General features: G+C 57.8%; 16 protein-coding genes and 1 pseudogene. 3 read left to right on the top strand and 14 right to left on the bottom strand.

Translation table 11 applies throughout. The features are described from left to right. Positions 1-22: 22 nt before the first annotated feature. Positions 23-3,172 carry an EAL domain-containing protein gene (locus PL263_RS00830; RefSeq protein ID WP_278211244.1) on the bottom strand — a complete coding sequence of 1,050 codons (3,150 nt, stop codon included), beginning with the start codon at positions 3,170-3,172 and terminating at the stop codon, positions 23-25. A gap of 242 nt (positions 3,173-3,414) precedes the next feature. Here PL263_RS00830 and PL263_RS00825 point away from each other — a divergent pair, with 242 nt between their 5' ends. After that, positions 3,415-3,945, top strand: a complete 531-nt coding sequence (locus PL263_RS00825) for a peroxiredoxin (protein ID WP_278211243.1) — start codon at positions 3,415-3,417, stop codon at positions 3,943-3,945. 39 nt (positions 3,946-3,984) lie between these two features. On the opposite strand, the gene PL263_RS00820 is transcribed toward PL263_RS00825, so the two are convergent. Further along, positions 3,985-4,386, bottom strand: a complete 402-nt coding sequence (locus PL263_RS00820; protein WP_278211242.1) for a hypothetical protein — start codon at positions 4,384-4,386, stop codon at positions 3,985-3,987. A gap of 347 nt (positions 4,387-4,733) precedes the next feature. Here PL263_RS00820 and PL263_RS00815 point away from each other — a divergent pair, with 347 nt between their 5' ends. Beyond that, entirely contained in the window at positions 4,734-5,420 is a 687-nt protein-coding gene (locus tag PL263_RS00815; protein ID WP_278211241.1) for a hypothetical protein, read from the top strand. A 447-nt stretch (positions 5,421-5,867) separates the two neighbouring features. Here PL263_RS00815 and PL263_RS00810 read toward each other — a convergent pair whose 3' ends face one another. After that, entirely contained in the window at positions 5,868-7,403 is a 1,536-nt protein-coding gene (locus PL263_RS00810) for a cation:proton antiporter family protein (RefSeq protein ID WP_278211240.1), read from the bottom strand. Positions 7,404-7,616: 213 nt separating this feature from the next. Here PL263_RS00810 and PL263_RS00805 point away from each other — a divergent pair, with 213 nt between their 5' ends. Then, complete coding sequence (locus PL263_RS00805; protein ID WP_278211239.1) at positions 7,617-8,750, top strand: aminotransferase class V-fold PLP-dependent enzyme; 1,134 nt, start codon at positions 7,617-7,619, stop codon at positions 8,748-8,750. A 3-nt stretch (positions 8,751-8,753) separates the two neighbouring features. On the opposite strand, the gene PL263_RS00800 is transcribed toward PL263_RS00805, so the two are convergent. The 11 genes and pseudogenes from PL263_RS00800 to PL263_RS00750 all read right to left on the bottom strand — a co-directional run bounded on the left by PL263_RS00800 (position 8,754) and on the right by PL263_RS00750 (position 18,674). Beyond that, the gene (locus PL263_RS00800) at positions 8,754-9,680 is read right to left on the bottom strand and encodes a vWA domain-containing protein (protein ID WP_278211238.1); all 927 of its coding nucleotides are present in this window, start codon (positions 9,678-9,680) and stop codon (positions 8,754-8,756) included. A gap of 71 nt (positions 9,681-9,751) precedes the next feature. After that, the gene (locus PL263_RS00795; protein ID WP_278211237.1) at positions 9,752-10,318 is read right to left on the bottom strand and encodes an MxaK protein; all 567 of its coding nucleotides are present in this window, start codon (positions 10,316-10,318) and stop codon (positions 9,752-9,754) included. Beyond that, complete coding sequence (locus tag PL263_RS00790; protein ID WP_278211236.1) at positions 10,312-11,295, bottom strand: vWA domain-containing protein; 984 nt, start codon at positions 11,293-11,295, stop codon at positions 10,312-10,314. Before PL263_RS00790 ends, PL263_RS00795 begins: the two co-directional genes overlap by 7 nt. Then, on the bottom strand, positions 11,292-12,206 hold the full coding sequence (locus PL263_RS00785) for a nonribosomal peptide synthetase MxaA (RefSeq protein ID WP_278211235.1): 915 nt from the start codon (positions 12,204-12,206) through the stop codon (positions 11,292-11,294). Before PL263_RS00785 ends, PL263_RS00790 begins: the two co-directional genes overlap by 4 nt. Next, entirely contained in the window at positions 12,203-13,057 is an 855-nt protein-coding gene (locus PL263_RS00780) for an MxaS protein (RefSeq protein ID WP_278211234.1), read from the bottom strand. Before PL263_RS00780 ends, PL263_RS00785 begins: the two co-directional genes overlap by 4 nt. A gap of 41 nt (positions 13,058-13,098) precedes the next feature. Further along, on the bottom strand, positions 13,099-13,725 hold the full coding sequence (locus PL263_RS00775) for an MxaP protein (RefSeq protein WP_140911125.1): 627 nt from the start codon (positions 13,723-13,725) through the stop codon (positions 13,099-13,101). A gap of 4 nt (positions 13,726-13,729) precedes the next feature. Beyond that, entirely contained in the window at positions 13,730-14,749 is a 1,020-nt protein-coding gene (locus PL263_RS00770) for a MoxR family ATPase (protein WP_278212842.1), read from the bottom strand. Positions 14,750-15,022: 273 nt separating this feature from the next. Continuing rightward, on the bottom strand, positions 15,023-15,304 hold the full coding sequence (locus tag PL263_RS00765; RefSeq protein WP_278211233.1) for a methanol dehydrogenase: 282 nt from the start codon (positions 15,302-15,304) through the stop codon (positions 15,023-15,025). A gap of 145 nt (positions 15,305-15,449) precedes the next feature. Beyond that, positions 15,450-15,926, bottom strand: coding sequence for a cytochrome c(L), periplasmic (moxG, locus tag PL263_RS00760; RefSeq protein WP_140911123.1), 477 nt, complete (start codon positions 15,924-15,926; stop codon positions 15,450-15,452). 13 nt (positions 15,927-15,939) lie between these two features. Continuing rightward, a complete protein-coding gene (moxJ, locus tag PL263_RS00755) occupies positions 15,940-16,782 on the bottom strand; it encodes a methanol oxidation system protein MoxJ (protein WP_278211232.1) in 843 nt (280 codons plus the stop codon). A gap of 82 nt (positions 16,783-16,864) precedes the next feature. Next, a pseudogene (locus tag PL263_RS00750) lies at positions 16,865-18,674 on the bottom strand (methanol/ethanol family PQQ-dependent dehydrogenase). Between the last annotated feature and the right edge of the window lie 388 nt (positions 18,675-19,062).

Below are 19,062 nucleotides of genomic sequence, written 5' to 3'. Positions count from 1 at the left end.
CAGGCGGCCTGACGCCACAAGCTTAGCGCAAAAAATCCATCAACTGGGCGACGGTCAACGGCCGGCTGAACAGATAGCCCTGCATTTCGTCGCAGCCTTGCTGGCGCAAGAAGGCTTTCTGCTCCGGCGTTTCGACGCCTTCGGCGATGGTCGCCAAACCCAGGCTGTCGGCCAGACTGATCACTGCGCTGACGATCGCTTTGTCTTCGGCGTCGGTGGTGATATCCCGCACGAACGACTGGTCGATTTTCAGTTTGTAGACTTTGAATTTCTTCAGATAACTCAAGGACGAATAACCGGTGCCGAAATCGTCGATGGCGACCCGGATACCGCGCCGGTGCAGATTCTCCATTGCTGCAATCGCCGTCTGCGGATGGTTCATCGCCACGCCTTCGGTCAACTCCAATTCCAGATATTCCGGCGGCAAGCCTTCTTCGGCCAAGATGCCGCCAACCAAATCCGGCAGAGTCGGCTGGCTAAATTGCACCGCGGACAAATTCACCGCCATGACCAAAGGCCCCAGCCCTTCGGCCATGATTTGCCTGGCTTGGCGAACCGCGGTTCTGATCACCCATTCCCCGATCGGCAGGATCAGACCGCTATCCTCGGCGACCGGAATGAATTCTGCCGGCGATACCAGGCCCAGTTCGGGATGACGCCAACGCAGCAAGGCTTCGGCGCCGGTTATCTTGTCGGTTTTCAACGACAACTGCGGCTGGTAGTGCAACTCCAGTTCGCCGCGCTCCAGCGCGTGGCGCAGGCCGGTGACCAATTGCAGATTCCGCGCCGAATTGGCGTGCATTTCCGGCGTAAAGAAACGGCAACCGTGGCGGCCCTCCAATTTCACCCGGTACATCGCGGTATCGGCGCTTTTCGATAAGGTCTCCAGATCCTCGCCGTCGTCAGGATACAACGCGACACCGATGGACGCGCTCATAATCAAATCGTGATGCTCGATACGAAACGGTTCGGAAATCGCGTCCAACAATTTTTGGGCGATCACCGCCGCGCTATTGGCATTGGCGCCCGGCAGCAGCACGATGAACTCGTCCCCGCCCAGTCGGGTAACGATATCCTCCACCCTTAGCGCGGCACGCAAGCGCAAAGCCAATTCGACCAGCAAGGCATCGCCCACGCTGTGTCCCAAGGTATCGTTGACGTCTTTGAAGTGGTCGATGTCCAAAAACATCAGCGCCAGTTGGCCGTTAGCCCGCTGGGCCAGTCCCAACGCGCATTTCAAGTGGTTGTTTAGCTGGCTGCGGTTAGGCAAGCCGGTCAACGGGTCGTAGTTGGCCAAATGGTAAATGTGTTCTTCGGTTTGTTTGCGCTCGATGGCCAAAGCCACAAAATGCGCCACCATATCCAGCAGACGCAAAGCAAAATGATCCGGAGACGCCGGGTAGCGCTGGTAAATCGCAAAGGTACCCAGCACTTTTTTTCCGGAACCCAAAATCGGCTCCGACCAGCAAGCCCCCAGGCCGGCTTGCGCCGCCAACTCTTTAAAGTTTTTCCAATACGGATGTTGAGCGATGTCGGCAACAACAGTACGTTGACCGGTAAATGCAGTGTTGCCGCAAGAACCGACTCCGGGACCTATTTCGCATCCGTCGATCGCCCGGTTGTAAAAATCCGGCAAACCGGGCGCCGCGGCAACCCGCACCTGCCGCCCGCTTTCGTCCAACAGCAATACCGAACAAATACAATCCGGCATTGCGCTTTCCAATTTACGCACCACTTCGTCCAACAACTCCCGCAAGGAACCGCCGCTGTTCAGCCGCTCCAACATGAAAGTGCGCAAAGTTTCCATTTGCAGGGCGTGCTGGCGCTCGGCATCGCGTTCGAAGCCGGTCAAGGCGTGGTCGATGTCCATCGCCATTTCCAACAACAAATTGCGGGCCGAAAAATCGAACGCATTGACGCTATCGGCATACAGATTCAAAGTCCCGACCGGCGTGCCATTCCGGTGTAAGGGCAAAGCCGCCGATGCCAGCCAGCCGCAACGGGCGCCGCGGTCGTGCCACACCGATGTCGCCGGATCGTTCAGATAGTCCTGACACCAGTAAACCCGGTCTTCACGCAACGCGGTTCCGCTTGGTCCACAACCGGAGTCTTGTCTGGGATCGATACTAATCTCGATGTCGGCCAGATATTCCACACCGCTACCGTAACTCGCCACCGGCAGCAGGTACTGCCCGCTTGGGTCCAACATGCCGATCCAGGCCATTTTCATGCCACCGAACATGACCGCATCGCGACAAATTTGCGGAAACAATTCGGCTTCGGAACTGCAGCGGACGATGGCCTGATTGCACTGGCTCAATGCCGCGTACAGCTGAGTCAGACGTTGGGTTTTGGCTTCCGCTTCCCGCCGCTCGGCATCGACTTGCGCCAACTGGCGTTGAGTTTCCGATAACCAGCCCATCACGCTATCGCTCAAATCATCCGGTACTGGCGGCTGTTGCGCGAAATCGCCGCGACCCAAACGGGCGATTTGAGTACGCACTTCTTCCGGCGCGGCGCCCAAAATGCCGAACACACTGCGATGGACCCGCCATAACGCCAACGCCAGCATCAGGCCAGCCGCTGCCACGGCCAAGCCAAGCGCTGCTGCAATATCGCGATTGTGTTTTACCAGCAATGCCGTTCTGCTCCGCGCCATAGCGCCGGCCTCGGCGAGCGTCTGCAGAAATTCGGCCTCGGTTTGGCGATAGGCTTGGCTTTCGAGCATCGCCGCCGCCTTTAGTCGTTCCAGTTCGTCGTGTACGCCGTTTTCGACCAATTGCACCGCTGCCAATTCGATATCCGCCAACTGATCCGCTTTGGCCTGCGCCTGCGTCAGTTTCGCCAATTCCGCAGCGGTAAAGTCAGCCTCGCGCATTGAATCCGACCGCACCGCACCGCCAGCGTTACGGCTATCCCGGATTTCTCGGTGACGCTGCCGGTCGCTTAGCTCGCCGCGAATGACATAAGCAAGCGCCAGCCGCCGCGATTCGACGGCAGTTTGCCGCAACGCGTCGGCCGTACACTGCCGCGCCAGGCCCGACTGTTCGGCAGCGTCAATTCGGGTTTCGAGATGGAGATAGAGGAAAATCGAAGCGACAAGCAGCGCCAGGCTCAGCGCACTGAGCAAAACACTGTTGGTAAAACTGGAATAACGGCGCGGCCGGTTCATGGGATCCCCCCTTGGCGGTAAGCCACTGGACGCTGCTGCTTCGAACGCTGTGCTGACGAAACACTTGCTGCAAACGGCCCGATTATTCCACACTGCCGCCTGCGCCGCCGCCTGTTCGCGTCGGGAACTTAGCGCCGCGGCACAACTTTTTTGCTACCGCTCAACAAATGCTACCTAAAGCGCCGGCCTTGGCCGACAATAGCCGGCACGCTCCCACCGTCACCCTGCCGAGGAAAATATCCATGAATCGATTCAGCGCCTTATTGATCCCACTCGTACTGTTTTTCGGCGGCCTGCCGCCTGCCTTTGCCGAGCAATTGCAAATCGGCAATACCGCACCCACGTTTCAGGCCAAGACCCACGACGGCGGCGAGTTCGACCTGAACTCGCGCCGCGGCAATGGCTGGACCGTACTGTATTTTTATCCCAAAGCCGGGACGCCGGGCTGTACCGCCCAGGCCTGCGCCTTCCGCGACGCGATTCAGGCCATACGCCAGCAAGGTGCCGAGGTTTACGGCCTCAGTACCGATTCGGTTGCCGAATTGGCCAAATTCCACCGCGAGCACAAACTCGGCTTCACGCTGCTCTCCGATCCGGACGCCAGCGTCACCGAAGCTTACGGCGCGAAAATGCCGGTGTTGACCATGGCCAAACGCTGGACTTTCATCATCGACCCCGAATTGAAGGTGCGCCGTATCGACAACGATGTGGACCCGGCCCTGGACGCCCAAAAAGTCGCGGCGGCACTAAAACAACTGCAAGGCAAACCCTGATCGCCCACAACCGCCCCGGAAGCGCGGCCGGGGCTCAAATTACTGGATCCGGACCAGATAGCCGTCGGTTTTTTCGCAGCTCGGCTTGCTGTGCGCCGTGACGCTGATTCTGACGAAACCGTGCTCGATCGGCCGGTCTATCTTGCCGCGCACCTCGTAACGCCCGCTTTTGTGCTGGCTGATGTAGAGTTCCTTGGCGGTATATTCGTATTTGATATCGCCGGCACTGACATGGACCAAGATAGACGTCGGCGTCGTGTTGGCGGATGCCGACAGCGAGAACTCCTGAAACGTCTGCAAATATTTGTTGGCCGCCGGTTGAAACTCGGAAAACGCCGGCTTATCGCAATGGCTGGAACTCTGGCCGCTGCCGTAAGCGTAAACGCTGTCGGCGCCCAGGCTTAACAACAAGGCGGCGGTAAGGCGAAAAATCGTGGTCATCTATATCTCCATTGGCAGGCATTGGTTGAATTGGCTGCATAGCTTACCAAGAAAAAACGCTTTGGCCGGAGAGGGATAAAAACCATTCGGCCCGGAGCCTCGCAAACCGCGAGGGCAATGGCGTTAAATTAACTTCGGAAGGGTGTGTTGGCGGGCGCGGGGTCTGGCTGAGTTGGCTTTCGGCCAAAAGCCGCCTTTCGATAGTTAGCAAATAGTCATCTCTGATAAAGGAAGTTAAACTGTTAGTGTTTGTGTAGATATCAAGCTTCATACCTAAAGCTACATTGGTAGCCAAATGCGATAAACAAACACGATGTAATTGCTTATTCCGTTCTATTGAAAAAATTATGTATGAAAAAATCGTATTAAGTCAAAATCTTGTTGAAAAATACAGCCTTAATGAAAAGTCTAAACCAATAGCAGCAATAGGAAATGAAGAATCGAACATTTTGCTAATTGAATTTGAAGTCCATTATTCTCTGCTTCCTGATAGAGAATTTATTCTAATACTACGCAATATTAAATACCCTATTTATTCAAGGACTGAATCCTACAATCCTTTGGTTATTAGACTAAGCTCGCATTTAGCAACTTTTTATATAAATGAGTACGAATATGCAAAAACTATTAAAGATGCAGTATCCGCATACGATAGACTCTATCAGTCTAACGATGCATGGTATTGCGTATCCTTAACCAATTCAGCTAAACCAAAGCCAAAATCAGAAGTTCATACATTAGACAAGATAATTAATGCGCTTTGTCTTCATGCTCGACAGAGGTCAGTTTCCTACGCTGAGTTATCTAAAAAACTATTATCACACATCAGTAATCATGGATATGGCGAAGATGATCTAGAAGATTATATCGAGAATGACGAATGCATAGCTAAATTAAGCGAAGATGGAAAAAAGTTTATCAGTTTCTGGGGAAATCAAGGAAAACATATTGAAGGGCAATATGTAGAAATAAAGCCCCTAACTGTATCTAATTTCTTCGATTTCGATAACAATCCAGGACCGCAGGCTGGGTAGAGCAACGCGAAACCCAACTGATACTTTGAAATAGTCAAGTTTCTTTGCATCCAAATGTTTTTTGAATTTCAAAACTCTTCGGCTTCAAAGCTGGGTTTCATTATCATTCAACCCAGCCTACATCCACAAACGTAGATTCAGCTTATGCCCTATTAGCAGTCATTGGAGATCTCAACCAACTGTCGCTTATGGGTCGACATTTGCCGCTCAGGACCGTTGGCTGGGTAGAGCAACGCGAAACCCAGCAGATGCCTTGAAACAACCAGGATTCTTTGCATTCAAACTACTTTTTTATAACGAAACTTATCGGCTTCGAAGCTGGGTTTCATTGTCATTCAACCCAGCCTACGTCCACAAACGCAGATTCAGCCAATGACCCATTAGCAGTCATTGGAAATATCAACCAACTCGCTTATGGCTCGACTTTCGCCGCCCAACACCCCGTCATCACCCCTCACCCCCCAACATATTTCTGGCTAATTGGTTACCCGCTTCAACCAACGGGTGTATCACGAAGTCGGCGCCGGCACGGTTTAGTTCGGGTTCTTCGTCCTGGTGGTGGCACAGTGTGCCGATTCGGCCTTTGAAGCCGCGTTTGCGCAATTGGCTGATGGCGAGCAGACGGGTTTCGACGTCCGGCACGGTAATTACGACGCCCTTCATTCGCTCCAGGCGCAATCCGCTCCACAGCTCGCTGTCCTCGGCATCGCCGTAGACCACGCGCCGGCCCTCGGCCAACAGGTTTTCCAGCACGGTGGGGTCGGCGTCCAGGCCCACTACCCGCTGCTCCTGAGCCGACAAGGCCTGGTAGGCCGATACGCCGGTGCGGCCCATGCCGATCACCAGCCATTCGGCGACGCCGAAGGATTCCGGCAATCGGTCCGGATTGCCGGTTTTCTTTTCGAAGCGCACCAGAAACGGTTCGAACCAGGAAAACAGGACGTGCGAGTAGCGGTTCAGCGGCGCCGCAAACGCCAGCGAGCCGGCCACCGCCAGACTGATGACGGCATTCCATTCGCCGGGCAGCAAGTTGGCGTCCACCACGGCACGGGTGGTAATCAGCGCGAATTCGCTGTAAGTGGTTAACGCCAGCGTCGAGACGAAAGCGGTACGCGCCCGCAGACCGGCAAACAGGAACAAACCGAAAAACAATATGCCTTGCACCGGCAACAACGCCAACAATTGCAGCGCCATGAACACTTGTTCCCGGCTGGGGAGATCGCTGATACCGATCTGCAGAAAAAACGCCACCAGGAACAGTTCTTTCAAGCTCCACAAGCGGTCGGTCAACTCGTGGATTTTGGCATGGTTGGCCAGCATGATGCCGGTCAGTAACGCGCCGATGTCGGCCGATATCCCCGATTTTTCGGCGGCAACGCCACCGGCCAAAGCCAGGGTGACCCCCAGGAGCAGCAATAGTTCGGACGAACGGCTGGCGGCGAGCATCCGATGGGCCAGCGGCCGCAGCAGCGGCAACAAAAACAAGGCCAATGCCCAATGCGTCGGCTGTTTGCCTTCCGCCACCGCCAGCAGCCCGATCGCGACGATATCCTGCAAAATCAGAATACTCATCACGTCGCGGCCGTGCAGCGACGACAATTCGCCGTTGTCTTCCAGCACCTTGATCGCCAGCACGGTACTTGAAAAAGCCAGACTGACGCCCAGCACCAAGCCGCCGGTGACATGCCGCTCCAACCAGAAAAATACCAGCGCCGAAAAAAACGTGGTCATCAACAGGTGGGCACCGCCGACGCTGATCACCTCGCGCCGGATCAAAGACGCCGGTTTCAATTTCAACCCGACCGAAAACAACAGCAGTTCGATGCCGATCTCGGCGATGTGGTTCAGATCGGCCAACGGCGCGACGCCGAGCGCATTCAGGGCATAGCCGGCCGCCAGATAGCCGACTAACGGCGGAAACGACAACCTGCTGGCGACCAGGCCAGTCAGATAGGCTGCGCTAATCCAAATCAATTCCATCATGTTCGATAACTTTTAAAATCTGAATGTTTAGTCGCGGCAACGGTTCGCGGCCGCCAATAGCGTTTTATATCACGGCTTGGCCGACACCGAGCTTTGCCGGTAGCCGGTAAATGCCGACAATCGATTGAAATTGCGCCGCCACCCCCGTTATGATTGGTCTCGAGCCAGTCACCCGTGCCCCGCGCGGCATTCCTACCAGCCGGAGCCCCGATTATGAAACATCCCGAATTTCCGCTCAGCGACGAATTGATCTACTTGAACCATGCCGCCGTGGCGCCGTGGCCGAAACGCACCAGTGCCGCCGTCATCGCCTTTGCCGAACAAAACCGCGACTGGGGTTCGCATTACTACCCGGATTGGCTGAAAAAAGAATTGCTGATTCGGCGCCAGTTCAAGGAACTGCTCAACGCGGCGTCGGCCGACGATATCGCCCTGGTCAAAAACACCTCGGAAGCGCTGTCTTTCGTGGCCTGCGGCCTGACCTGGCAAGCCGGGGACAACATCGTTTCCAGCAACGAAGAGTTCCCCTCCAACCGCCTGCCCTGGCAAGCGCTGGCGGCCCAGGGCGTGGAATTCCGCGAAGCCGACCTGCGCAGCGCAGCGACGCCGGAAGACGCGCTGTTTGCGCTGGTGGACCAAAACACCCGGCTGCTGACCGTCAGTTCGATTCAATTCGGTTCCGGCCTGAGAATGGATTTGGAGCGGATCGGCGAATTCTGCAAGCGGCGTGGCATCCTGTTTTGCGTCGACGCGATTCAAAGCCTGGGTGCGGTGCAATTCGACGTACAGACTTGCCAAGCAGATTTTGCGATGGCCGACGGCCACAAATGGCTGTTCGGCCCGGAGGGCTTGGGCGTGTTTTACACCACACCTGAGGCGAGGGAGCGGCTGAGTTTGAGCCAGTACGGCTGGCACATGATGAAGGACACCCACAACTACGAGAACCGGCCCTGGGAGATTCACCCCAGCGCCCGCCGCTTCGAATGCGGCAGCCCGAACATGCTCGGGATTCAGGCCCTGTCGGCCAGCCTGTCGTTGTTATTGGAGACCGGGATGGCAACCGTGGAAACGCTGGTGCTGGAACGCAGCGACTTTTTACGCCACGCCATCCGCAATCAGCCGAATCTGTTGTTGCTTTCCGAAGCGGCGCCCAGACTGAAGTCCGGCATCGTCGTGTTCAAACACCGCGAAGCCGGTAACGAGACGCTGTACCGGCATCTGCAACAGCACGGCGTAGTCTGCGCCTTGCGCGGCGGCGGCGTGCGTTTCTCGCCGCATTTTTACAACTCGCTGGACGAGATCGACCGGGCCTTGGCGATTGCCGCCGACTGCCCGCCGGCTGACTAAGCCTTAGTTGCGCCAGTACAGCGCCGCCAGCGCCAACCCGGCCAACCCGGCAAATTGCCAGGCGATGTCGGTTTCGGTCTGCCCCGGTTCGGCAAAGCCGCTCTGTGCCAGCGCCAAACCCAAGCTTTCCGCATCCAGCAGGCGCTGATAGCGCAAGCCGCTGTCGCCGGCCAGTTTACGCAGATAGTCTTCGTGCAAGCGGCTCAAATGCTCGTCGCCGCTCACTGCCCGGCTGCCGAACGGCGCGTTGCGAGCGTCGTAGCCTTCGATTTTTTCCGGATTCAAATCGGACTCGCCGAAAGTGGAGCGGTGCGGTACATCTTCCGGCCGGTAAAACCCCAAACGCTTGCCGTTGGCATCGAATTTCGGAATCGGCGCCGCCTGGTCGCCGCCGACGCCGACGATCAAGCCCTTGACCTGACCTTTGAATACGGTCAAATCCGGTTGGTAGCGCGGATTCGGCGGCGGCGCTTCCTGGCCGTCACTGAAAAATACCAAACTATCCCGGCTGTTTTTGAAGGCTTCCAGCGTCGATGCCAGGCCGGAGGCGATGCGGCTGTCCGCCGCCCAGGCCATGCGCCAATCCAAGGCCGCGATGGCCGCATCGATTTCAGCAAAGCCGGCACAGACTTCGATCGGTTCGAACAACACTACCGAACGCCGTTCGGTAAACACGCCCAAACCGACTTGCGATTGGCAGGGCAAGGCCAGCAGTTGCCGGCGCAGGGTCTGCTTGACGAACTCCAGCCGGCTGACGGACTGGCCGTCGCTCTGATAGTCCTCGGTGTTCATGCTGCGGGTGATGTCGACGACGAACACCAGCCGGTACAAGGGCTGGCGGGCAACGCGGGTCGGCCCGGCCGCCGCGACCAGGGCCAACACCAGCGCCGCGGCCAACAGCCAGAAACGAAAATCCTTGACTAGCGTCATTGGCAATATCTCCGGCAGTGACAGCTTGCGACTGGATTAGCGAATGCCATGTTCCAACCTGAAGCTAGGCATTACGGCAAGCCACGCGGAAAGCCCGGCAACGAAGTCCACAGTTCGGACTTTTGCGAACCGTCGTCTTCCTGATTGCCGCTGTTGATCCGGTCCATTTCCGGCAGTAAACGCATCGCCACTTCCAGATTGTATTTGGCATCCCAAAAGCCGGGGTCGGCTGCCAGCGCCTCGCGGTAGGCCTGTTTGGCCAAGCCGACCAACGGCGTCGCACTATCGACACCGCCTGCCTTCAACTTCTCCTGGGCTTGGGCCAGATACAGATTGCCCAGATTGTAGCGGGCCTGAGCGCGCAAGGCCGGCGGCACCTGCTGCAACAACAGGTTCAAGGTCGCCAACGCATCGTCGTAACGCCCGGCTTTGCGTAAATACACCGCCCGCGCCAGTCGCAGCGCCGGATCGGCATTAGCCAAATCCTCGACCGCGACATCGCGTCCGGCCAGCAACTGCCCGATCAGCCGGTTTTGCCCGGCAATTCCGGCCCAGAGCCAGGCCTGGCTCAGTGCCACCGCCAGTGCCGCGGCCAGCGCGGTCCACCAAAAACCGTGTTTGATGCGTCTGATTAACATTTGGCCTCGCAAGCTTTAACAGCGATCAGGAGTAACAGCATCAACGCCGCGCTGCGGTAGCACAGCGGCGCCAAATCCTGCTTCGGAATCCGTTCGAAATAATGCAGCGGCTGTTGTTCCAGCCGGTTGATATCCTCGATCGCCTGCCGCATCGCGCCGGGGTCTTCCGCTTGATAGGCCTGATAGGGAATGTGCAGGCTGGAAAAGAACAAATGCAAATAGCGCTCCGGCATGGCCTGGGCGTTGTCGTCGCGCGGATCGCTCGGCTGGTCGAACAGGCCCGGGCTATTGGCGGTGCGTAAAAACACCCAGTACAAGCGTACCTGCTGGCGCTGAAACAATTCTCTGAGCTTGGCTTCGCTGTCCGGATCGATCACCGCGGCGCCGTCCGACACCAACAAAACGATACGGGCGCCGGCCGCCGGGCGTTGGTCGAAGTAGGATAAGGCCAGCGCCAAACCCTTGCTGACGTTGGTATAGGCCAGCGCCGGCCGCGCGGTTGCGGCGATGGCGGCGGCTACGGCCTGCTTGTTCTCGGTCAGCGGCGTGACGAATAGCGGCGAAGTACTGTAAGCGGCGACGCCGATCAAATCGTGTTCGCGGCGTTCGACGAATTGGCTTAGCAAACGCCGGGCGGCGGCGGCCTTGCTCTCGGCCCCGCCGGTTTCGGCGGCGGTGCCGGCAAAGGTCTGATCCATGCTGTTGCTGCGGTCCAGCAGCAACACGATATGCGCGCCATGGCCGATGCGCTCGACCTGCTGCTCGGTCCGGTAAATCCCGGCCATCCCCAGTACCAGCCCCGCCAAGGCCAACGCGCCCAGCAGCCGGATGGCGGCGTCGACCGCCAGCGACAGCCCGTCCGCCGGTATCAGGTCCAACGCCGGATGGCCGGCTACGCGCTGGCCGTAGCGCAGCAAGGGCAACGCACAGAGCAGCAGGCCGGCCAACAGCCAGGGTTGTTCGACGGCCAGATTCACCGGCTGCCCCGCTCTATGGCCCGGCACCAGCCGCACAGTTTTTGCAGGCGATCGAAATCGGCGCCGACCAAGTCCGGCTGCCCGGCAAAGAAAAACCGGTTGGAGTAATCGAAAAACCAGACCAGTTCGGATTGGATTTGGCCGAATTCGGGATGCGCCCGCAAAAACTCCGGCAGACGATGGCCGAATACCGGTGCACCGTAAGTCGCATTAAACGCGCTGTGCAAGGCAGCCAGTCCGGCGCCCAATTCGGCCGGCGCCAAGCGGCGCAAATGCTTTTCGGCGGTTTTGAACGGACTGCGCCGGGCAAACCAGGGCAGATAACCGTACTGCCGCGCCAGCTTCAAGCCCAACACCGCCGCGGCCGCCAGCGCCAATGCCAGATTGGTGCGCACGGCAGCGGTCGACAACAAGGCCGGCGGTTGATCCGGCCGTAAATATTCGCCGTCGACATCCTGCCGGGCGATCAATTCCCGCAACGGCGCCAGCGTGAACTGCCACGGCGGCACGCTTTCCTCGACGGTTTGGCCGTATTGACTGAAGCGTAAGGCAAAGCCGGGGATGGTCAGGGCTTTCACTTCCAGCGGCGCATAAAACACCTGGTATTCCAGGTCGATCCGGTACGCGTCGGCACCGGCCTCGACCAGTTCGATCCGGCGCAGATTCAACCAACGGTTCAGCGGGCCGGGCTTGGGCAGGCTGGCAGGCTGCAGTTGCACGCCGGGCCGGGTCTGCACCAGAATCCGCATCGGCACGGTATCGCCGATCTGATAACCGAACGGCCGCGGCGTCTCCAGATTGAAGGCCTCGACCGGCCGGCTCGGGCCGCCGGCACACGCTGCTGCCAACGCTGCCGCAATCGCCAACACCACCAGACGCGAGAATGCTGCTAGGTATCGGCACGACTTCACGCTGCCCGCTCCAGGAAATAACGATTGAATTGTTCGACCCGATACCCCTGTTCGATGAACAGCGGTTCGCTGCCGGCGGCGCGAAACAAACGCTGCAACAGGGACCGGCGCCGGCTGTAGGCTAGCTCGATGCGCCGTTTCAGGGCCGGCCGCAGCCACAATCGCCGGCAGCGACCGCTTTCCGGATCTTGCAGTGCCAGCAACCCCCAATCCGGCAAGGCGCGGTATTCGGCGGCGTCCCAGATCAACAACGGCACCAGTTCGTGGCGACCTACGCTCGCCAATAAAGCAGGCAATTGCGCGGTCGGCCAATGGCCGTCGCCGAGCAAAAACAACAAGGCCCGCCGCCGCGGCAAGTAAGCGCCGGCCTGCCACAAACCTTGGCAGCCGCGTTGCTGCGGCAATTGTTCGATGATGCCGCTCAAGGACGACAACCAACTCAGATCGCCGCCGGGCGGCGCATACAACAAGGGCTTCTCGTCGGGACCGAAACCGGCAAAACCGATCCGATCACCGCAAGCCAAAGCCGATTCGGCGATGGCACGAATCAGGTCGAGCATGACTTGGCGTTTATCGAAAACGCCGCGGTAAGCCAGCGACGCCGACAGGTCCGCCAATACCATGACCTCGACCCGGTCATGTTCCTGGTAGGCCTTGACCCGGTATTGGCCGAACGGATCGAGCAGACTGGCGCGCAAATCCAGCCGGCGCGGATCGGGCCGCGCCAGTAGCGCCTCATGGCGTTTGAATAATTGGCCGTTGCCGACCATCTGGCCGGGATGGGTGCCGGGGTAAACCTCGACGGCCGGTCTGGGCAAACGATAGCAGAAAGGTTCGATACGGGAGGCCATGGCACGGTTAGCCGGAGACATGCTGACGGAATGAGGTCTGGCTATTGGGTGACGACGACCTGCACTACCAGCCCGGTCACCAGTAAATAACCCGGCAAGGCATATTTCAGCGGCGCATTCACCAGCAGTTCCACCACGCCGGAATAACCGCGCTGATTGCGGCTGTAAATCGCCTCGCCCAGCAGCCACAGCAGCGAGTCCAATATCAACAGCGCAACAATGGTGAAGAAGCCGACGTCGCTGAACAGGAACGACTTATTGGCCAACAGCGAAATGCGTTCGTTGGTATCGAAAAAGTTGGCGGTCAAAATGCCGATCATCAACGCCCCTTCGTCGAACGCGACCAGGAAGAAGGTGTAGGTAAAGCGGCGCAAGCGCGCCGAAAATCCGGCCAGTTGCGGCAAGCGCAAGGACAAGTACAGCACCGGCACGCTGACGCAAAACAGCAAAATGCCGATCACCGACAACAAAATCCAGAACTTGAAGCCGACCGCGTCGTTCAGCGCGCTGGTGTAGTAAGCGGCGTACGGAATGTCGGAATAGGCGTCCAGCATGCTGGCAATCAAGGAACTGATGATGCCGACACCGGACCAGGTCAAATAGGTTTCCAGCAAATGGCCGAGCCCGGCGTGCGGGACCAGTGCGGGTAAAAATCGTTTCCAATCCATAAGTTTAGGGTGCGGCGATGCGCTGCAAGATTTGGTTGACCAGTTCCGGAAGCAAGACCTCCCGGCGATAGGCGTAAATGGGGTTTAAAAACAGGCGATGGCTCATGGTCGGCGCATACACGGCCTGCAAGTCCTCCGGCCACAAGCTGTCGCGGCCTTCCAGCCAGGCCCTGACCTTGGCCGCACGAATCAGATAGCTCATGCCGCGCGGGCTGGCGCCGGATTGCAGCAATTGGCCGATGTCGACGTCGCTGAGGCTAATGCCGTAAGCCTGCGGCTTGGCAGTCGCCTGCCACAGCTCCAGCGCATATTTGTGCAGGGCCGGCGCGGCCTGCACCCGCTGTTGAATCGCTGCGCCCAGCGCGTTCAGGTTTTGATAACCGATCGCCGACGCCGGCATTGCCTCAATCAAGGCATCGACATCGTGGAAACGCGGGTCGAACATCAACTGATCCAGTACCGCGTCGTCATCGGGCGCGGCGATGTTGATTTCCATCAGAAAACGGTCGCGGGCGGCGGCCGGCAATTCGAAGGTCTCCTCGCGTTCGACCCGGTTGCGGTCGGCGAATACCAGCATGTGCGGCATCCGGTATTCGCGGTTGAAGGCGCCGACGGCGCGCTCGGCCATCACCCGCAGCAGCAGCGAATGCACTTGCGGCCGGGCGCGATTGATTTCGTTGAAGAAAAATACCGCCAGTTCCTCGCCCTGTTTCAGCAGCGGCCCCGGATCGACCCGCGGCCGGCCGTCCTGGTCCAGGTAGGTGTAATACACCAAATCCGACGGCATCAGATCGATCGTGCCCTCGATGCGTTGGTAACGGCCGCCCAAGCCCTGAGCGACGGTACGCAGCAAGGTGGTCTTGCCGACGCCGACCTGGCCTTCCAATAACACGTGGCCGCGGGCGAACACCGCGATGGTCAGGTTGCGCACCGCGGCCTGCTGGCCGATCACGATGCGGTTGATTTGGCGCTCGAAATTCAGGGCCTGTTCGCACCCGTCGCTGAGTTGATGTTCTGAATTCATAGTCATAAAAAAGCCCCGGCGCATTACTTTGCCGGAGCAGAGTGGTTTTATCCTGTTGGGACGCGTTTACCGCACAGTCCGTTGCCGAGAACGCTTGGGGAGATAGACCGGAATAAGCTGAAAACGCCGGAAACGCCTATCGGCTTATTCCGGCCTACGCCTCATCGACACGCTCATCCCGGACCGAATAAAAGGTTTATGATCGGCAATCGCGGAAATTAGGCCCCGCCTTCCCTGGCGGCTTCCTAAGGGTTCGATAAAGCCTGGTCCGGGTTATTTGTCTTCCACGTCGTAAACGAACTTGCCGGTTTTCGCCAGAACTTCGGTGCGTTTGGCGTTGCGCGCTTCCATTTCCTTGATCGACTGGGCTTGTTTGTTCAACTCGTTCGGATCGTGTTTCGGGTCGTATTTGCTGCCGGCTACTTGCGCCGGATAGCCAGGCTTCGGTTCCCAGCAGTTGCCGGCTTCTTTGCATTTGGTGCCGTCGTAGGCTTTCGCCGTGCCGGACAGCCCCAGGGCCAGCAATACCGCACCTAACAGTACTAATTTGTTCATGTTGATCTCCTAATAAATCAATTAATATCCCTCACCCCAACCTCTCTCCCAATGTGAGAGAGGGTTTTTTTTGGCCTGTTGCGATTTAAGCGGTTAGGGGTTATCTCCCCTCTCCCTCTGGGAGAGGGGCCGGGGGTGAGGGTGTTTATTTCAACCACTCCGCCTTCTTCGGATCGCCCTTATAAATGCTGCGCAAGAACGCCATGATGTGCAGCATGTCGTCGGTGCTGAAGTTGACGTATTGCGGGCCCATCATGCCGTTGGCGCCGCCGAACAGGATTTCGAACAAGCCCTGGTCGGTCAGACCGCGCGGATAGGTCCAGTAGTCGTCGGCCAGACCGGGACCCAGTTTGCCTTCGGCTTCGTGGCCGTGGCAGCCGGAGCAGCCGGTCATGTACAGGCTCTCGCCCTTCTTGGCGGCTTCGGCGTCGCCGTTGTAAGGGTTTTTGCCGGTCTGCATGAATTGCTTGAATTTGTCGGTATTGCCGCCTTTCTTGGCGAAACTCAAATCCAGCGCTTCGCCGGTCAAGGCATGACGCAAGGTGATGTCTGCTTGAACGGCGGACACCGTTGCCAGCGACAGAGTCAGCGCTACGCCGTTGAAAAATGTCTTCAATTTCATTAAATGATTCCTGTTAGTTCATGGACAAGGCGCTAGCGGGTTCCTCCAGCAGCGGAATACCTTCCGCTTCCAGCAGTTCCTCGATATCGTCCTGTTTCTCGCGCACGATTTTGTTCAATTGCTCCAGCAATGCGGTATCGCCTTTGCGCACCCCGATCGCGGTGCTGTAGTGCAGACCGACTTTCTCGCCGTCGGCACGCTTGGCGTTATCCGGAATCAGCGTCATCGTCAGTGGTGTCGCCGCAGCCTTCACGTAACGCGCCGCCGCCGGTCCCCACAAAATCGCGATTTCGGCTTTGCCGGATGCCACTTCGTTGACCAGTTTGTCGTTGTCGTATTTGACGTACTGGTTACGCTTGGACTTGAAGCCGGCCAATTCTTGTTGGTAATTGAACATTTCGTTGTAACGGCCGATGGTCCGCAACATGGTCTCGGCCGGCGTACCCGGCGCGAAAGCGATGCGTTTGGCTTGTTTCAGTGCCGGACTGTCCCAGTTCTGCAGATCCAGCGCATCCTGCTCGCGGCTGATAAAGACGTAACCGGAGCGGTAATACGGCGCCGTAGTCAGCAGGCGCGGATCGCCGGCATCGACACCCATCACCACGTCGCACAAGCCCTTGTCCAGGTAGTCGCGGATGAAGTAACGCGGGTCGGTCCAGGTCACCGTTTCCAGCTTGCGGCCCATTTGCTCGGCTACGTAGTGCGCCAGCTTGTTCTCGAAGCCCTCGCCGGCTTGGTTGGCATAAGGCATTTCGTTTTCGGCGGTGCAGACTTTCAACGCCGGTTGCTCGGCTTGGGCCGTGGCAAAACCCAGGCCCAGAGCCAATGCGGTAAAAATGCGGATAGTGTTTTTCATGTTTTCCAATCTGACGTAGGGTGGGCACCACGTGCCCACCGAATTCGGCAACCAGGTGGGCATAGCATGCCCACCCTACGATTTACAGCGAGAACACCATCACGCCGCCGCCCATTTGGGTGTAGTGCGCCAATTCCTTGAACGCACCCACCGCGCCCAGACCGGCGGTCGGGTCGGCCAGGTCGAATACCAAACCAACGCCCGGCCAACCGCCGACACCGTAATAAATCGCAACATACTGTTTGTTGTTGTGTTTATAGGTGATCGGGTGACCGATAACGCCGGAAGGCAGTTTGAACTTCCACAGCTCTTCACCGGTTTTGGAGTGGCGGGCTTTGATGTAGCCGTCCAAGGTGCCGTAGAAAACCAAGTCGCCGGCGGTGGCCATGGTGCCGCCCCAGACCGCGAATTTCTCCTGAACTTCCCATTCCATTTTGCCGGTGACCGAGTTCATGGCTTTGACTTGACCCAGGGTGCCTTTAGGACCCGGATACATGTTCAACGTCGCGCCGACGAAGAATTGGCCGGCCCGGTAAGGCAGCATGAACGGTTCCCAATCCATACAGATGTGGTTGACGCCCATGAAGAACAGTTGCTTATTCGGGTCGTAAGACTCGATGCCCTGGTTGTGGTAACCCATCGCCGACGGGCAGATGCCGGTGGCTTGGTGATCCATGTGGGTCGAATATTCCGGATCGCGCACCGGCAGACCGGTTTTCAGATCGACTTTTTTCACCCAGTTGACAGTGTCGTCGATCTTGAAGGCATTGATCAGATCGCCGTTTTCCCGGTCCAGGGTGTAAACGATACCGTTACGGTCCGGATGGGTCAGCAGTTTGCGTTTCTTGCCGTCGACCACTTGCTCGGACAAGCCCATGTAGTTGACGCCGGCATAGTCCCACTCGTCGTGCGGGGTTTTTTGGTAGCCGAATTTAGCTTCGCCGCTGTTGATGTCGCGGCCCCAGATGGTCATGGTCCATTTGTTGTCGCCGGGACGCATGGTTTCGTTCCACGGTGCCGGGTTGCCGGAGCCGTAGTACAACATTTCTAACTCAGTGTCGTAAGCGTACCAACCCCAGTTGGTGCCGCCACCGATTTTCCAGGCGTCGCCTTCCCAGGTTTTCAGACCCAGACCGAACTGGCCGTAATGCGGGTTAGCTTTATTGAAGTCTTTCGACAATTTGATGTCTTCGTCCGGACCGGTGGCGTAAACCCGCCACTCTTGCTTGCCGTCCTTGATGTTAAAGGCGGTAGCGTAGCCGCGCACACCCAGTTCGGCGCCGGAGGAACCGACGATGACTTTATCCTTGGCCACGAACGGCGCGACAGTCAAGGTCGAGCCCATGGCGATGTCGGAGTTTTTCCATTTTCCAACGCAGCTCGCCGGTCTTGGCGTTCAAAGCCACGACGTGACCGTCCAACTGGTTCAAGAAGATCGTGGCCGGATAATCCTTGCCGGCCGGCGCATAGGCCAGACCGCGGTTGACCACGTCGCAGCAGGCAACCGCGCGGGCCGCCGGGTTTTGTTTGGGTTTGAACTGCCACAGGATCTTGTCCGGCTCGTTCAAATCGATCGCGAACACGTTGTTCGGATACGGGGTGTGTACGTACATAATGCCGTCGACCACCAGCGGCCCGCCTTCATGGCCGTTCAGTACGCCGGTCGAGAAAGACCATGCCACTTTCAGGTTCTTGACGTTGTTGGCGTTGATGTCGATCATCTCGCTGAAATGGGTGGAGCCGTAATCCTTGGTCTGCATCACCCAATTGGTGTTTTGTTTGGAAAGTTGCTCCAGCTCTTTATTCGCTTGCGCCGATTGCGGCACGCTCAACGCTGCTCCGGTCAAAACGGCCGATGTCGCCACGTTCTTGGCAAACCGTGAAATTTGCATGAATCCTCCTATGTTGTTTATTAGAGTGCATGGCCCGGCAAATCGGTTGGTTAGGGGAGCCTTCCGTTAAAAGCGGATACGCGACGGGCGTATCCGGGCAAAATCAATAGCAAGCTGTGCTTTGATTTTGGCGTTTATCCGTTAACGCGAGACGCCGCAGTACGGCAATCTCCTGACTTTTTCAGATCAGCAGTCTCGATCAATTCGCACACATCATTGACTTAGACCTACCGGGCCATGCTGACGGGAAATGGTAAAGAAACCGCCCGGCCCGGCGTTACGGAATAATCCACGAAAAGCACGGGAAAATCGCGTGAAAAGCAGCGGAATCTTTCCCATCGCCAACCAACTGCAAACAGGAAAAGCTCCCATGGTTTCGCAGATCAAA

This window comes from Methylomonas sp. EFPC3 (genome assembly GCF_029643245.1).
Lineage (GTDB): Bacteria > Pseudomonadota > Gammaproteobacteria > Methylococcales > Methylomonadaceae > Methylomonas > Methylomonas koyamae_B.
This window is presented reverse-complemented; position numbering and strand designations above follow the sequence as displayed.

Bases quoted from the DNA above. Each gene is read 5' to 3' on its own strand.
- PL263_RS00775 (WP_140911125.1), bottom strand. From the start codon at position 13,725: ATGGATTGGAAACGATTTTTACCCGCACTGGTCCCGCACGCCGGGCTC.
- moxG (WP_140911123.1), bottom strand. From the start codon at position 15,926: ATGAAATTGAAGACATTTTTCAACGGCGTAGCGCTGACTCTGTCGCTG.
- PL263_RS00825 (WP_278211243.1), top strand. From the start codon at position 3,415: ATGAATCGATTCAGCGCCTTATTGATCCCACTCGTACTGTTTTTCGGC.
- PL263_RS00765 (WP_278211233.1), bottom strand. From the start codon at position 15,304: ATGAACAAATTAGTACTGTTAGGTGCGGTATTGCTGGCCCTGGGGCTG.
- PL263_RS00815 (WP_278211241.1), top strand. From the start codon at position 4,734: ATGTATGAAAAAATCGTATTAAGTCAAAATCTTGTTGAAAAATACAGC.
- PL263_RS00800 (WP_278211238.1), bottom strand. From the start codon at position 9,680: ATGACGCTAGTCAAGGATTTTCGTTTCTGGCTGTTGGCCGCGGCGCTG.
- PL263_RS00805 (WP_278211239.1), top strand. From the start codon at position 7,617: ATGAAACATCCCGAATTTCCGCTCAGCGACGAATTGATCTACTTGAAC.
- PL263_RS00810 (WP_278211240.1), bottom strand. From the start codon at position 7,403: ATGATGGAATTGATTTGGATTAGCGCAGCCTATCTGACTGGCCTGGTC.
- PL263_RS00820 (WP_278211242.1), bottom strand. From the start codon at position 4,386: ATGACCACGATTTTTCGCCTTACCGCCGCCTTGTTGTTAAGCCTGGGC.
- PL263_RS00795 (WP_278211237.1), bottom strand. From the start codon at position 10,318: ATGTTAATCAGACGCATCAAACACGGTTTTTGGTGGACCGCGCTGGCC.
- PL263_RS00830 (WP_278211244.1), bottom strand. From the start codon at position 3,172: ATGAACCGGCCGCGCCGTTATTCCAGTTTTACCAACAGTGTTTTGCTC.
- moxJ (WP_278211232.1), bottom strand. From the start codon at position 16,782: ATGAAAAACACTATCCGCATTTTTACCGCATTGGCTCTGGGCCTGGGT.
- PL263_RS00780 (WP_278211234.1), bottom strand. From the start codon at position 13,057: ATGGCCTCCCGTATCGAACCTTTCTGCTATCGTTTGCCCAGACCGGCC.
- PL263_RS00770 (WP_278212842.1), bottom strand. From the start codon at position 14,749: ATGAATTCAGAACATCAACTCAGCGACGGGTGCGAACAGGCCCTGAAT.